Here is a 13,630-nt window from a genome sequence, read left to right as displayed (position 1 = left end):
GAGCGCCGCCCGAGCCGCGCTCACCGCCGGTCACTGGGCAATACCTCGGCTCGGCGCCGGCCGCGTCGGCAGCACAATGCCATCCGCGGGGGCCTCGAGCCGGTCCCGGCCCGGGCAGACCGCTCAGCGGCGGCAGTGCGTGAAAATGCCTACGGCAGTGGCAGACACGAACTACCGGCGTCGAGCCCCGGCCCCCGCACATCGACCTCGATGTACTTCGCGGAGGTGTACTGCCCCGGGGTGAACTGCTGTGCGGTGATGTTCTGACGGCCCGTGTATTTCGGCGTCCATTCGAAGGTCGCCGTCCCGTTCTCCGGGTGGTAGACGGCCCGGCCCAGGCGTTCTCCATTACCCGGAACCGCGCCACCGCTGTTGATGATGGTGACCTCGCCCGCCTCGGAGGGTGGCGCGTCGACGGTCGCGGTCACCGTATACGCGCATCCGGACCGCAGCCCCTCCGGTCCGGCGGCCACATCCACTCCGGTCACGGCCGCGCCCGCACCCGGTGCCGCGTACGCTGCCGCGACCCCCAGAACGCTCAGCACCGCGGCGAAGCCGAAATGTCGGATATTGCTGTGCATATCGAACCTTTCGTCATCTTCGGTAGGACCCCTCCGACCCTCCCACATCCGGCCGCCGCCCGCCGATCGGGCGCTGGAGGCGGCTCACGCTCCGAGTTCGGCGGAGGCACGAAAATCGCTCGGCCGGATACCCCGGTGCCGTTTGAACGCGGCACTGAAACCGAACGCGTCCGCGTAGCCCACGGCCTTCGCCACCTGCGCCACCGTCAGACTGCGATCGGCGAGCAGTTCTTCCGCCTCATCCATCCGGCATTCGGTGAGATACGCCAGCGGCGACTGCCCCATGACCTCGGAGAACCGCCGCGCGAACAACGCCCGCGAAACCCCCGCTTCCGAAGCCAGCGACGCGACCGTCCACCCCGCGGCGGGCTTTCCGTGCATCGCCTCCAACGCCGGCCCCACCACCGGATCGGCCGGCCCGCGATACCAGCCCGGCGCGCCCGCGTCCTGCCCGTCGAACCAATCGCGCAGCGTGCACACCAGCGCCCAGTCGAGCAGCCGGTCCATCATCGCCTGCGCGCCCGCCGGCCGGCGCACCGCATCCGTGGCGACCGATTCCATCCACGCGCACACCTCGACATCGTCGGAGACCACAAGTACCGGCGGCACCGCGCGCAGCAAGCGTTCGTGTCGCCGGCCCGACGCCCGGTAGGCACCGACGATCAGCGCGGTCTCGCCGGCCGGGCCGTCACCCCAGCGGCCGTCGTCCAGCGCGGCATCGCATTTGGCGTCGGGTGCGAAACAGGCGATCTCGTACTCTTCGTGGGGCAGGCCCACCGTGTCCGCGTGATCGGCGAAGAGAAACGGTTCCGGACCCCGCACTATCGCGGTGTCTCCGGCCACGATCCGGCGTTCGGTCCCGTCGGGCAGCAGCAGCGCGCCCCCGCCGCGCAGCACGGTGATCATGGTGAGCGGTGCGCGGTCGGCGAACCGGATACTCCACGGTGCTTCCAGGACCGCGTTGGTGAGTACGGCACCTTCGGCACGGATGCCGCTCAGCAGTGTGCTCAATGGATCCACCCGATCGAGGGTAGACGAACTCCTATCAGATGTAGATCTTTACCCATAGATCGTCCACCGAATGCCAGGTGGAATGAGAGCAGACCGCACAACCGAGCATCCGAAGAACCGGATCGAGATGGAGGACCCCGTGTCGCACACCACGATCGACGACGCCACGACCACCCGCACCGCCCTCGTCGTCGTCGCCCACCCGCGCCGCGACTCGCTCACCGCCCATATCGCCGACCTGGCCGCCCAGCGACTCACCGCGGCCGGTTACCGCATCGACCTCCTCGACCTGCACGCCGAGAACTTCGACCCCCGGATGAACGCCGCCGACCTTCCGGAGTGGGGAAACCGGGAGAAGACCTACTCTCCCGAGGTCGAAAACCATATGCGGCGCATCCTCGCCGCCGACGTCATCGTCGCGGTGTTCCCGGTGTACTGGGTGCAGGTCCCGGCGATCCTCAAAGGCTGGATCGACCGCGTCTGGAACTACGGATTCGCCTACGGCCGCAGCAAACCCCGGCTCGCGGGCAAACGGATGCTGTGGCTCGGTCTGGCCGGCGCGGCCGACGACGACAGCGTCGTCGACCTCATGCAGCAGTCGCTCGGCATGCAGCTCAACGATGGCATCGCGTACTACTGCGGCCTGACCGAATCGTCGGTGGGCTTGCTCCCCGGCGCGGAGGAGAAACGGCAACGGGTGGACGCCGACGGCAATCTGCTGCTCGACGAGGCACTCACCGGCGCGGTACGCGACGCCCACTACGCGGCGCTGGAGGACCGGGCCCGGCGCTTCGTCGATGATTTCCTGGTCGGCGTCCGGGTCCCCGCCTGACCGGTACAGGTTCCCGCCCGGCGTACGCACGCACTCGTGCACCGGGCCGGGTTCCTCCGCCTGGACGCGAACCCGGGCGCGCGGGCGTTACGGATCGGGATAGAATGGGCGGATCCGCGACAGTTTCTCCGACTACATCCACCACGGCCGTACGAACGCCAGACAACAGGAGACATCGGCCATATCGCCGGTTCGCCGCCCGCCCGCCACTGTCGCCCCGAACACCCGGCCATCGCGGAATCGGAAGCCCTCGGCGACTATCGACCCACTCGCAGCCCAGCGCCCTGCTCCCTCACCGACTCGCCGGCCAGTCGCCCATGCCCCGTTCAGCCGCCCGCCGGAGCCGAGCGAGCGGACCGGCGGCAAGAGTTGCAAAGAAACCTTTGCAGAAGTTTGTTTGCAAAGGATATTCTGTGATCGTGCCCGCTGACATACCGCCCAGAGAAATCACCGATCCGGCCGCGCTGCGCGCGCTGGCGCACCCGCTGCGCCAGCGCATCCTGCGCGCCCTCGCCGAGAACGGCCCGTCGACCTCCACCGCGCTCGCCGCTCTGCTCGGGGAGAACACCGGCGCTACCAGCTATCACCTGCGACAGCTGGCCGAACACGGATTCATCGAGGAGGCCCTGGAACTGGCCAAGGGGAAAGAGCGGTGGTGGCGTTCGCCGCCCAAGGATCTGCGATACCGAATGGACCGCGAACAGTCACCGGAGGTACGCGAACTCCTGGAGGGACTGTTCGCGCAGCACCTCGCCGAGGACATCGAGATGTTCCGGCAGTACGAGGCGCAACGGACCGAGCTGGGCGAGTGGGCCGAAATCCTGCCCTTCTCGCGCGGTGCGGTCTATGCGACGCCCGCGGAAATCGAGGAATTCTTCGAGGACTACCTGGCACTGCTCAAACGTTTCCAAGCGACCCATCGGCAGGGCCGGCCCGGCACCCGCCGCGTGCTGACCCGTTTCCTCGCCTTCCCGGCGCCCGGCAGCACCTCGGCGGAGTAGCCCACCATGTTCTCGATCGTTCGACGTATCGCACTGTTCGCCACCGTGCTCGCCGCTGCCTGCTGCGGGATACCGCAGGCCCACGCCCAGGACGACACCACCGCGGTGGGTATCACATTCACTCGCGGCGACGGCACCACGACCACCGGCACCGTCCACGCGCCGCCCGGCGCCACCGGCCGTCCGGGCGTCGTGCTGGTCCACGGTTCGGGAGACGGCCGCAGTACCCACTACGACCTCACCGCCGCCGCCTTCGCCCGCGCGGGCATCGTGGCGCTGACCTACAGCAAGCGCACTGAGGGATACACCCCGGCACACCGCGACTATTCGCTGCTCGCCGACGACGCGCTGGCCGGTCTCGCGGCTTTGCGGAGCCGGCCGGAAGTCGACCCCGCCCGGGTGGGTCTGTGGGGGTTGTCCGAGGGCGGCTGGGTCGCACCGCTGGCCGCTTCACGGTCGGCCGACGCGGCATTCCTGATCACGATCGGCGCGAACTCGGGCGCGCCGGCCGCCCAGCAGGCATGGGCGAACGAGACCAGGTTCGGCGCGGCGGGCGTGCGCGGTTCGATGATCGATACATTGGCACGCAACGGGATCCGGCAGCTCGTCGGCGCCGGACTGTTCGCACAGGCCGACTACGATCCGATTCCGGTGCTGGAACAGATCGCGCAGCCGGTCCTCGCCATCTGGGGTGACAAGGACCGGCTGACCCCTCCGGGCGACAGCCTGCGCGGTTTCCGGGCCGCGTTCGACCGGGCAGGGAAGGAGAACTACACACTGGTCACGCTGGCCGGCGCCCAGCACGGCGGGCAACCGACCACCGACGGCTTCGACAAGCTGCCCGGACTGGCGCCGGGATACGGGGAACTCATGAGTGAGTGGATCACCGGGCTGCCCGGCTCGGCTGCCGTCCCGCGAGTGGATCCGCCCGCGGTGCAGGGACATCCGGTGCGGGAACTCGACGCGTTGGCCCGGTGGGAATCGGCTCTCGCCAACCTGCTGTTACTGGCGGGGATCGTGCTCGCGTTCGGCGGCTACGCGCTGACCGGCGCGGTCCGGGCCTGGCAGCTACCGGACCGACGACCCGCGCGAATACTCATCTCGACGGCGGTGATCGGCATGGTCGGCGCGGTCGTCCAGCTCGGCTATATCCTCACCTCCCGCGCCACCTCCTTCGGCCCCTTGCTGTTCGGACGCACCCTGCCGTGGCTGGTGCTGCAGAGCGTCGCCGTGTGTGCCGTGGTCGCGCTGGGCTACCTGATTGTCCGCGCACCCCGCGCACCGGCCGGAATGTCGAAGGGGGCGTGGATGCGATGGACGTTATCGGTCGTCGGCGGAACAGGGTTCGTGCTCTGGGCGATCTACTGGGGCTTGCTACTTCCGTGACCACATCGCACCCCTGGCCCCCTACGGGAGCGGCCTCCCGACGATCCACTCGTGACCGAACGGATCCCGAACCCGCCCTTGACGCGCGCCATACGGCTGATCCGCCACCTCGAACACGATTTCGCCGCCGGCCTCCGCCATCCGCTCGGCGAGGCGGTCCGGATCGGCCGACACCACAGTGAGAAGTAGTCCGCGACCGCCGAGCCGTAGCGGGTCGGTATCGAAATCGTCGGCGTCCTTCACCTCGAATACGGCTCCGCACGGAAGTCCGAGCGCGGCGAAAACCACCCTGCCCTCTGCCTCGTGCCGCTGTTGCAGAGTGGCACCGAATACGTCGGTGTAGTAGCGGATCGCCGCGTCGGCGCCCTCGATGATCAGTTTCGGGGTGATCTGCTCGATGCTCATGAGTGGAGTATGTGCGGAGCCGCCACGCACCGACTTGGAGATTTGTCTCCTGAGGCGCGGACGGTGGCGGACGACAGGTGTTCGCACGGTGAACAACCTGGTCACGGCTCATCGCACAGGTGCGGTACCTCCGAGAACAACGAGCGTCCGGGAGGCAGGGCCCACGGCCGAGGGTGGAGCGTGCCCCGCGCGTTACCACGCGAGACACGCCCATCCTGGGGTAGTCGGCTACCTCTGCGGCGGAAGGCTCAGAACGGCTGCCCCTGCAAGAGCGCGAACGCGCCCGCGATGAAGAACAAGGGGATGAAGAGGGCGGTGGCGACAGGGTCGCCGTTGAGGTAACCCTGACGAATATTTTCCATTGCTGCTGCGGAACCCGAATTCATATCAACTGACCCTTTCACTGTGTCGTAGGTCGACACAGCCCACCGTACTTGCGGAGTCCAGAGCCTTGCCGTTACATCGCCGGAGTCGAGTGCCTGTCTGTGGCTCGGGGGCCGAGCAGCGTGTCCCACTTCGAATAGGCGTCGAAAACACGGAAGTGACGAGAATAGAGGTCCCCGCCCTCGGACAGGTCGTCGGTCGGTGCCGCAGTGACATCGATGACCGCTCTGGGGGTCAGGATGATGTCCTCGCCCGCTTCGTTCTCGTGAGCCCCTCGCTCGACTAGCGAGTTCACCTCGGCGAGTCTCACGCGCTTCCTCCTCCGACTCCGCGTAGACGAGGGGCACGTCTTCCCGAGACCGCGGTTATAGCCCTCCGCGTCGGACGTGAAGGCGTACAGCGTGATGGGGGGCTACGAACGGTCGGCGCGTGCCACTGCTCTCCTCGATGGTGATGTATCACTGCGCCGGATCGAAGGTTCTCGGCGAAGGCCGTCCTCGGACACCCCCGCTCTTCCATAGTCCCCATACTTGTTGGTGCCGCTCGATCGAGCGTCGCACGGCGGCCACCACAGAACCACGTTCAAAGAGCCCGGCAGGACCAGGGCGCGGTCCTAAACAATCAGAGCCTTCCGGGTGCCGGCCACCGATAACCGCTCAACGTAGCTACTGCTACATTGCTCCATCACGCCAGCGAGGTGAAGGAAGCGGCAAACCTCGGATTGGAGGCGCTGGGTGTCGGCGCTCTCCCGCTCCGATCGGTGTGGCAGCGAGGACACGACTTCGGCTCGAATCTGCGGAAGATCACGTTCCAGGATTCGCCTACATACCTGCAATTTCTCGGCCAATGGTCCCGGAACGCGAGGGCAATAACCACACCCGACGACTCACCGCCCCATCCGAAGTTGAATTGGCCGTCGCTGTGCTCGAAACAGGTTTGACGCCGGCATCGATACATGAAATCGAGTCCATGCCAGGAGGTTCGATGAACGCAATGCCGTATCACGAGGCGGCTGAACACCACGCCGCCGCGCACATGCGCGCCCTCGGCTACCGGGATGCTCGGGCAACCAAACGCGGTTCCGACGGCGGGCTCGATGTCGTCGCCAATGGAGCTGTCGCTCAGGTGAAAACGCATGTGAAAACCGTCGGGGCGCCGGACCTTCAACGCCTGTATGGTGCGCGGGGGGTGCATCACCACCGGAAGATGCTGTTCTACTCCCTGTCCGGGTACAGCCCGAAAGCTGTCGCATACGCGCAGACCGCGGAGATCATGTTGTTCAGGCTGGAACTGGATGGCAGCGCGACCCCGGAGAACGAAAACGCACGCAAGCTTGTCAAACTCGCGGCGAGCACCGCGGCAGCACAGAATGCGAGCGACAGCATGACATCGGCCAGACAAGAGGCCGCCCGCAGGATAGCCGCCCAAACGCCGGCGGCGAAGGCAGAGTACGAACGGCGGAACGCTGCTGAACGGGCATCCTGGTAAGCCTTGCGACACTCCTCCTCGAAGCCTGTGGCTGCCCGGGCGGCGGGGCGGTCGCTGCTTTCACCTGCTTCGGCATCGAGCCCTCTGGCGCAGCGAAATGCTCCGCACATGGATTGGGGTAAGGGCGTGCGGGTCGTTTTCGGGGTGACGCTGGCGTGCCTGTCTGGTATCGCCACACTGTTCTGGACGATCGGCCTTCTCGTTTACAGCTTCAGTCCGGATATCCCCGGGAGGCCCGTGGCGGTGGGTTTTGCGCTTGCCTGCGTGGTCTTCTTTCTCTGGCTTACTCGGGTCGGTGCTCGGATGGTACAGAGGTACAGTCGCGCTTAGGTTCTATGGTTCAAGGCCCGTCATGGCCTCTGAGACGGGTAGTGAATTCTCGACTGCGAACATCCGCACTTAGAAATGGGCCGAGTCCTCCCCATTGCCCGGCACCTCCTGGCACAGCCGGTACCGGCGGCTTCTACCTCACCTTCTCGCCATCCCCTTCGGGATCGCCGCGTAACTCGCCGACCCGCTCGGCAACAGCAATGGTCATGTCGTCGTCTGGCCCGCGGAGAATACAGAGGTCGGTATGGAGCGGTTCGAGTAGCTCGAGCGCGCCGGTGGTATCGCCGGTGGCGGCGAGGAGCTCGGCGAGGTCGAGGCGGAGTTCGAGGGCGAGGTCGCTGCTGTCGCTGTCGGCTGCGGCGACTTCGGCGATGAGCGTGCGCATGGCGGTGAGCCCGCCGTCGATATCACCGAGCTGCATTTGACATTGCACCGCGGCGGCCCGGGTTGCCCATGCCGACTCGCTGAACCTGCCCTCGACCCGGCGGTATGCCTCCGCGAGCGCCTCCAGCTCGTTGCGTGCGCGGCGGTATTCGCCGCCGAGTGCCCAGGCGGCTGCCATTTCGCGCCGCAGTTCCAGGACGTCGGCGTTGTCCACGCCGCGGGCTTCGGCGGCCTGTTCGAGGACCGCGGCGAGTGCGTCGGCGGCCTGGGCGAAACGCTGGAGTTCGAAAAGCTCCGAATACCGGCCGCGGGCCTTGGCTACAGCGGTGTCCAGGTGGGTGGCCGTGAGCGGGGCGGTGGGCGGAACGTCGAGTGCGTGGGTCCGGGTCGGTTCGACCTGCGCTGTTTCCAAGGGGGCGTTGGGGCGGCGGAAAATGCGCGTGGGATCAGGCAGCCCCGGCAGGTACACCGCGGCGGGTTCGATTTCGGCGCCCGGAACCGGCAGGAACGGCAGCAGGCGTTCGTACACGGTGTAGGCGTCGGCCGGTCGCCGCTGGGGTTCCTTCTCCAGCAGGTCCAGGACCAGGCGCTCGAATTCGGGCGGCACCTCGGGGCGGAGTTCACGCAGGGGCACCGGCGGCTCATCCATATGTGCCTGCTGGACGAAGTAGGGCGAGTCGTTGTCGAAGACCGGTGTACCGCTGACCATTTCGTGAATCAGGCAGCCGAGGGCATAGAGGTCGGCGCGCGGGGTCACCACGTGGCCGTGCATCGCTTCCGGGGCCATATAGCGCAGGGTGCCGATCGCCGCGCCGGTTTTGGTGAGTTTGCGGGCGTTGGGGTCGAGGATGGCGGCGATACCGAAGTCGATCACTTTCACCGAGCCGTCGCGGGTGATGAGCACGTTCGCGGGTTTGAGGTCGCGGTGCACCACCGGCAGCGCGTGGGCGTGGGAGAGGACGGTGGCGATCTGGGCGGCGACCGAGGCCACCCACGACAGCGGCAGGCCGGAGCCGGGGTCGAGGTAGTCGAGCAGCGGGACGCCGTCTATCAGTTCCATCACGAGGAAGACGTGTTCGTAGGAGACGTCGAGCCCGGCGTCGAAGACCTGCGGTACGCCGTGGTGGCGGATGCGGGCCGTCACCCGGGCTTCGCGCCGGAAGCGGTCGGCGAATTCCTCGGCCTCTTCCCCGGTGTCCACCTGGTCGACCCGGATCCGTTTGATGGCGACCGGGCGGTCCAGCACGCTGTCGTAGCCGCGCCATACCGAACCCATGCCGCCGGAGCTGATCGGCTGGGTCAGCTCATAGCGTCCGGCGATCAGTTTCCCCATATCGTCCCCTGCTGTCGTTCACCGCACTGTGCGAGCGCGGTCCGTTCGTCGTTCAGGCTGCCCCGCCGATGCCGTGTTGCTTTCTGAGCAGTCGCCACGCAGCGCGACCGAGCTGTTTGTTCAGGGTTTCCTTGAACTCGGGATCGGATTTGCTGAAGTAGCGACGGCCGAGGTCCTGCTGGGTGGCGTAGTTCTCGATCATCTTCTTTTGGAAAACTTCGGCGAACTTCCCTTGGAAATCCTCTTGGTTCTCGTTGCCGGCCGCGGCCAGCTGCACGCCCTCGTCCTCGACGGTTTCCTGGAACTGTTTGGCCACATCGGCTTCGGTGAATTCGGTGCCGAACCGGTCGTTGAACGCCGAGATCAGTTCCGACAGTAGCGATTTCTCCGGCTCCTGCGGCCCGCCGGAACCGTCACCGAAACCGGGCAGGGTCTGAGCGCCCTCGGGCACCAGGCTGAGGTCCTGCTCTCCCATTTTTTGCACCCGCAGATAGCTGAGGTCGACTTCACCGATATCGACTCCGCCGTCCGCCAGCCGCGGCAGGACGTTCAGCAGATGCTTGCCGAACAGGTGCAGCATTTCGAGTTCGGCGTCCCGATACGGCACGATCTGCGCGAGAAACCCGTATTTGCGCACGTAGTCGCGCAGACCGGAGCGGAACTCCTCGGCGGTGTCGTAGTCGTCGGTGTTGTCGCTGTGCAGCAGGGCGGCGAACCGGATCTTGGCGGGCTCGAGGTGCTGGTAGAGGTCGGCGTGCAGTTTCTGCCAGGCGGTGGCGGAGCCGGCGGCCTTCTCTTCGGCGCGGGTGTAGGCGTCGGCGAAGGACCGCATCTCGTGGGAGAGCAGGATCGGCGCGGCCAGCACCCGGTCCTGGGCGAGGTAGAGCAGGTTGGGGTCGGTCGGCATCGCTTCGGCCAGTTCGTAGTACGGCCGGAACGAATTCTGGATGTCTTCGCCGTCATTGACGAAATCCAGCACCACCAGATCGTCTTGGCCCTTGCGCTCATGGGTGCGATTGAGCCGCGACAGGGTCTGGACGGCGGCGATCCCTTTCAGCTTCTTGTTCACATACATGGTGGTGAGCAGCGGCTGATCGAAGCCGGTCTGGTATTTCTCCGCGACCACCAGGATCCGGTACTCCCGCTGCCCCTTACCGCCGGAGCGGGTGGCGATATCGTCGGCGCGGGTGTAGGCGAAGGCGGCGGGCAGTTCGCTTTCGGCGAGCCCGTTCTCTTTCTCCTCGCTGGTCTCCTCGCCCTTGTAGTCGAGGGTGCCGGAGAACGCCACCAGCACACCGACATCCGGATACGCGGCAGCGTGCCCGCTGATATCGAGGTGTTCCCGGATGGCTCGCGCCATGGCGACCGCGCTGCGCCGGGAATCGGTGACCACCATCGCTTTCGCGCGCCCGCCCAGCAGCGGGCGGGTGTGGCTCACGAAGTGTTCGGCGATCACCTCGGCCTGCTGTGTGACGGTCGCGTCGTGGGTCATCGCGAACCGTGCCAGCAGCACCTTCGCCTTCGACTCCGGGACCTCCCGGTCGTCGGGGTTCTCGTTCACGAGCCGGTAGTAGGTGTTGTAGGTGACGTAGTTGCGCAGCGGGTCGAGGATGAAACCTTCCTCGATGGCCTGGCGCATGGAGTAGGTGTGGAACGGGACGTAGCGGTCGCCGTCGCGGGTACCGAACGCCTCCAGGGTCTTCGCCTTCGGGGTGGCGGTGAATGCGAAATAGGAGAGGTTCTTCGCCTGCCCCCGCGCTTCGGCTTTGCGCTCGAGCCGCTGGTCGACAGTGAGTTCGACCGCGCCGCCCTCCTCGTCGTCGGAGTCCAGGCCGAAATCGCGCAGGACCGCCCGGACCGCGGTCGCGGCGTCACCGGACTGCGAGGAATGCGCCTCGTCCACAATGATTGCGAACCGGCCGCCCAGCAGTTCGGCGGGGTTCTTCTTCAGGAAATCGATCAGCGCGGGGAAGGTCTGTAGGGTGATCGGGATGATCTTGCCCTGCTGTTTCGATAGGGCATCGGCCAGTTGCGCGGATTTGGCGCCACGCTTCTCGTCGATCTCCACCACCAGGCCCTGCACCCGCTCGAAGCCACCGACGGTATCGCGGAGCTGAGAATTCAGGTTGCGGCGGTCGGTGATGATGATGACCTTGTCGAACACGGGCGTGCCCGGCTGGAGGCCGGCCGCTCGGGCTGCGGGGTCGAGTTCGTCCGGATCGGTGGGGGTGTGCAGATCGGTGAGACGGTGGGCAAGCCAGCCGATGGTGTTCGACTTACCCGAACCGGCGGACGCCATCACGAGATAGTTGTGGCCCGCGCCGTGTGTCGCGGCGTGCGCGGTGAGTTTCTTGACCACATCCCACTGGTGGTAGCGGGGGAAGATCGTGGTGCGGGTGGATTTGCCCGACGGACCCTTGGTGGTGCTGGTGTGGACGAACCGTTCCAGCATGTCCAGCCAGTTGTCCGGGTGCCAGATCTGCTCCCACAGATAGGACGTGGCATAGGTGTGGCCGCCGGTGGGTGGCGGGTTGCCGGCGCCGCCGGGCTGCCCCGGACCTTCCGACCCGGTGTTGAGCGGGAGGAACCGGGTGTTCTTGCCGCGCAGCTGGGTGGTGACGAAGACGAGGTTCGGGTCGACGGCGAAATTGGCGACCACCCGGTTGCGGAAGATGGGTTCGGTGGGGTCGCGTTCTTCGCGGTACTGCTTCTTGGCGTGTTCGACGGTCTGGCCGGTGAGGGGGTTCTTCAGTTCGGCAGTGGCGACGGGGATGCCGTTGAGCAGCAGCGCGAGATCGAGACGGTGGCGCTGATCGGTGTACTTGGTGGCGTACGGAAGTTCGCGAACCACGGTGAGCCGGTTGGCGCGGTAATCGGCGAGGGCGGCCTCGGAGGTGACCAGGTTCGGTTTGAAATAGGCGAGGTGAATGCGGACGCCGTGATCCTTCACGCCCGACCGCAGCACCTCGATGAGCCCCTTACTGCTGAGCTGCTGGTCGAGGACTTTCAGGAAACCTCGCTGGGCGTCGCTCGGGTTGGCGTCGTCGTATTCGTCGCTGGGGTCTTCGCCGTAGTAGGTGCACAGATCGGTCCACTCCGGCTGCTGGGTCGCGCCGATGAAGGCGAACAATTCGCCCGCGTCCACACCGAGTTCGGGGCGGTACTCGTGCGGGTTGCCCTGCCGCCAGCCGGATTCCAGCATGGAGGCGACAATGGCATCGCCGAAGACGATCTCGTGGTGGACCGGGCTCATCGTTGTCATACCCCCTGAGTGGTGTTTCTGCCTGAAGCTGTGAAGACGTCGAACTGGCCGGTCACGGCGGCGGCGATGAGGGCCTGGCGGCGTTCGGCCAGTAGGATGCGATGTTGCGCAACCCGCGACCTAATCGCCTCATGCCTATCGACAGACCGTTGCGCAGTTTCCGCTAGACGTTGCTGCTGCGCACGGGTGGGCGTTGGAATATAAATCCGCTTGAGATCCCATATGTTGATTCCCTTGATGGTCGCACCGGTAACGCGTGCCTGAATCTGGTGCACGACAACCGGTATCTCTAAGGCCAGACGAAGCCAGCTCGGATGCGTGCGGCTACCAACGGAAATTCGAGCGGCGTCTTGGGTGAGATTAGCTCCGCTAAGCTCATTCGGAACAAACTCGACTTCGCCGACGCTGCCTCGGATTGCGATAACCAGATCACCACCCTTCAGGCGAGAGCGCGTGTAGCGGGATTCGATCTCGCGCGTTGTCTTGTTCAGTTTTTCCACGGACAGCCGACGTCCTGCTACATCGCCGCCTTTTACAATTGGCACCCCGTCATCGACGTTCGGACCCGGCAGCACGATCCCGTACATTATTGGCCGGACAGGGTCAGTCAGATGCTGTAGCGGTGTCCAACGCCAGCCATCAGGAAGGGCATTCCCTGGAGCAACCGCATCGCAGCCTAAGAGATCTTGAAGTACTGCACCTTCACGTTCAACAAGTTGACTGTCGAACTGGTTCAGCTTCGCCGCCTGCATATCTATTTGGGCGGTTTCAGCGTCGAGAAAATCGGCGATTCGGCGCTGCTCCTCCACGTCCGGCACCGTGATCGATACGGAGGCCAGGTTCTCTGAAGATAGTTCTGTGAATGTTGCACCGAATCCCCGAGACCGCAGTTCCGTTCTCAAAGATTCGATCTGGTAGGCGAAGAATCTTGAGACTATCGCCCTGGTAGGCACGAGGGCTTTGCAGCCCTGATTGAATGCGATTTCACGACCCGCCAAGGCTACATAACCGATTGGCGCTCTAGTGGATACCAAGATGGATCCAGCAGGAACACTGACAGACCCCGATTTGACTCCACGGGCTGTCAAAGTTCGTCTAGTCGCGGTGAGTTCAGTTAGAGTTTCGCCGAAATCTACCGGAGTTGCCCAGGGGATTGCCCCTCCCCAGTTTTCTGCGTCAGCCGTCGGGGTTCCACCATTGACAACTCTAAATACCCGGCGGATCGCCATGGTG

At 65.6% G+C, this 13,630-nt stretch carries 12 protein-coding genes; 4 read left to right on the top strand and 8 right to left on the bottom strand.

All coding sequences use genetic code 11. From position 1 onward, the window contains the following. Nucleotides 1-149: 149 nt before the first annotated feature. Both ABZV91_RS24850 and ABZV91_RS24845 read right to left on the bottom strand, forming a co-directional pair. On the bottom strand, nucleotides 150-581 hold the full coding sequence (locus tag ABZV91_RS24850; protein ID WP_355246175.1) for a hypothetical protein: 432 nt from the start codon (nucleotides 579-581) through the stop codon (nucleotides 150-152). A gap of 84 nt (nucleotides 582-665) precedes the next feature. Beyond that, nucleotides 666-1,601 carry an AraC family transcriptional regulator gene (locus ABZV91_RS24845; protein WP_355246172.1) on the bottom strand — a complete coding sequence of 312 codons (936 nt, stop codon included), beginning with the start codon at nucleotides 1,599-1,601 and terminating at the stop codon, nucleotides 666-668. A gap of 73 nt (nucleotides 1,602-1,674) precedes the next feature. On the opposite strand from ABZV91_RS24845, the gene ABZV91_RS24840 reads away from it, so the two are divergent. From ABZV91_RS24840 to ABZV91_RS24830, 3 genes are all read left to right on the top strand, one after another. Further along, complete coding sequence (locus ABZV91_RS24840; protein WP_355246169.1) at nucleotides 1,675-2,424, top strand: NAD(P)H oxidoreductase; 750 nt, start codon at nucleotides 1,675-1,677, stop codon at nucleotides 2,422-2,424. 419 nt (nucleotides 2,425-2,843) lie between these two features. Beyond that, nucleotides 2,844-3,425 carry a helix-turn-helix domain-containing protein gene (locus tag ABZV91_RS24835; protein WP_355246166.1) on the top strand — a complete coding sequence of 194 codons (582 nt, stop codon included), beginning with the start codon at nucleotides 2,844-2,846 and terminating at the stop codon, nucleotides 3,423-3,425. Between the two features lie 6 nt (nucleotides 3,426-3,431). Beyond that, entirely contained in the window at nucleotides 3,432-4,811 is a 1,380-nt protein-coding gene (locus tag ABZV91_RS24830) for a prolyl oligopeptidase family serine peptidase (RefSeq protein ID WP_355246163.1), read from the top strand. A 21-nt stretch (nucleotides 4,812-4,832) separates the two neighbouring features. Here the strand turns inward: ABZV91_RS24830 and ABZV91_RS24825 are convergent, their stop codons facing one another. From ABZV91_RS24825 to ABZV91_RS24815, 3 genes are all read right to left on the bottom strand, one after another. After that, nucleotides 4,833-5,216 carry a VOC family protein gene (locus ABZV91_RS24825; protein WP_355246160.1) on the bottom strand — a complete coding sequence of 128 codons (384 nt, stop codon included), beginning with the start codon at nucleotides 5,214-5,216 and terminating at the stop codon, nucleotides 4,833-4,835. A gap of 248 nt (nucleotides 5,217-5,464) precedes the next feature. Next, nucleotides 5,465-5,638 (bottom strand): hypothetical protein, encoded by a 174-nt coding sequence (locus tag ABZV91_RS24820; RefSeq protein ID WP_355246158.1) that lies wholly within the window; start codon nucleotides 5,636-5,638, stop codon nucleotides 5,465-5,467. 35 nt (nucleotides 5,639-5,673) lie between these two features. Further along, nucleotides 5,674-5,910: a hypothetical protein gene (locus tag ABZV91_RS24815; protein WP_355246155.1), complete on the bottom strand. Its 237-nt coding sequence runs from the start codon at nucleotides 5,908-5,910 to the stop codon at nucleotides 5,674-5,676. Between the two features lie 674 nt (nucleotides 5,911-6,584). Between ABZV91_RS24815 and ABZV91_RS24810 the strand changes: the two genes are divergently transcribed. After that, nucleotides 6,585-7,088, top strand: coding sequence for a restriction endonuclease (locus ABZV91_RS24810; RefSeq protein ID WP_355246152.1), 504 nt, complete (start codon nucleotides 6,585-6,587; stop codon nucleotides 7,086-7,088). 463 nt (nucleotides 7,089-7,551) lie between these two features. Here the strand turns inward: ABZV91_RS24810 and ABZV91_RS24805 are convergent, their stop codons facing one another. From ABZV91_RS24805 to ABZV91_RS24795, 3 genes are read right to left on the bottom strand one after another with little or no spacing between them, the layout of a single operon-like run. Next, nucleotides 7,552-9,135: a protein kinase gene (locus ABZV91_RS24805; protein ID WP_355246149.1), complete on the bottom strand. Its 1,584-nt coding sequence runs from the start codon at nucleotides 9,133-9,135 to the stop codon at nucleotides 7,552-7,554. Between the two features lie 52 nt (nucleotides 9,136-9,187). Next, nucleotides 9,188-12,397 carry a type I restriction endonuclease gene (locus ABZV91_RS24800; protein WP_355246147.1) on the bottom strand — a complete coding sequence of 1,070 codons (3,210 nt, stop codon included), beginning with the start codon at nucleotides 12,395-12,397 and terminating at the stop codon, nucleotides 9,188-9,190. Next, the gene (locus tag ABZV91_RS24795; protein ID WP_355246230.1) at nucleotides 12,394-13,626 is read right to left on the bottom strand and encodes a restriction endonuclease subunit S; all 1,233 of its coding nucleotides are present in this window, start codon (nucleotides 13,624-13,626) and stop codon (nucleotides 12,394-12,396) included. The genes ABZV91_RS24800 and ABZV91_RS24795 overlap by 4 nt, the downstream gene beginning before the upstream one ends. Between the last annotated feature and the right edge of the window lie 4 nt (nucleotides 13,627-13,630).

Source organism: Nocardia sp. NPDC004568 (genome assembly GCF_040609955.1).
GTDB lineage: Bacteria > Actinomycetota > Actinomycetes > Mycobacteriales > Mycobacteriaceae > Nocardia.
The sequence above is the reverse complement of the archived record's forward strand: the minus strand, read 5'-3'. Positions and strand labels throughout refer to the sequence as shown.

Excerpts from the sequence above, each read along its gene's own strand:
- ABZV91_RS24850 (WP_355246175.1), bottom strand. The coding sequence starts at position 581 with ATGCACAGCAATATCCGACATTTCGGCTTCGCCGCGGTGCTGAGCGTT.
- ABZV91_RS24840 (WP_355246169.1), top strand. The coding sequence starts at position 1,675 with ATGAGAGCAGACCGCACAACCGAGCATCCGAAGAACCGGATCGAGATG.
- ABZV91_RS24830 (WP_355246163.1), top strand. The coding sequence starts at position 3,432 with ATGTTCTCGATCGTTCGACGTATCGCACTGTTCGCCACCGTGCTCGCC.
- ABZV91_RS24825 (WP_355246160.1), bottom strand. The coding sequence starts at position 5,216 with ATGAGCATCGAGCAGATCACCCCGAAACTGATCATCGAGGGCGCCGAC.
- ABZV91_RS24810 (WP_355246152.1), top strand. The coding sequence starts at position 6,585 with ATGAACGCAATGCCGTATCACGAGGCGGCTGAACACCACGCCGCCGCG.
- ABZV91_RS24805 (WP_355246149.1), bottom strand. The coding sequence starts at position 9,135 with ATGGGGAAACTGATCGCCGGACGCTATGAGCTGACCCAGCCGATCAGC.
- ABZV91_RS24800 (WP_355246147.1), bottom strand. The coding sequence starts at position 12,397 with ATGACAACGATGAGCCCGGTCCACCACGAGATCGTCTTCGGCGATGCC.
- ABZV91_RS24795 (WP_355246230.1), bottom strand. The coding sequence starts at position 13,626 with ATGGCGATCCGCCGGGTATTTAGAGTTGTCAATGGTGGAACCCCGACG.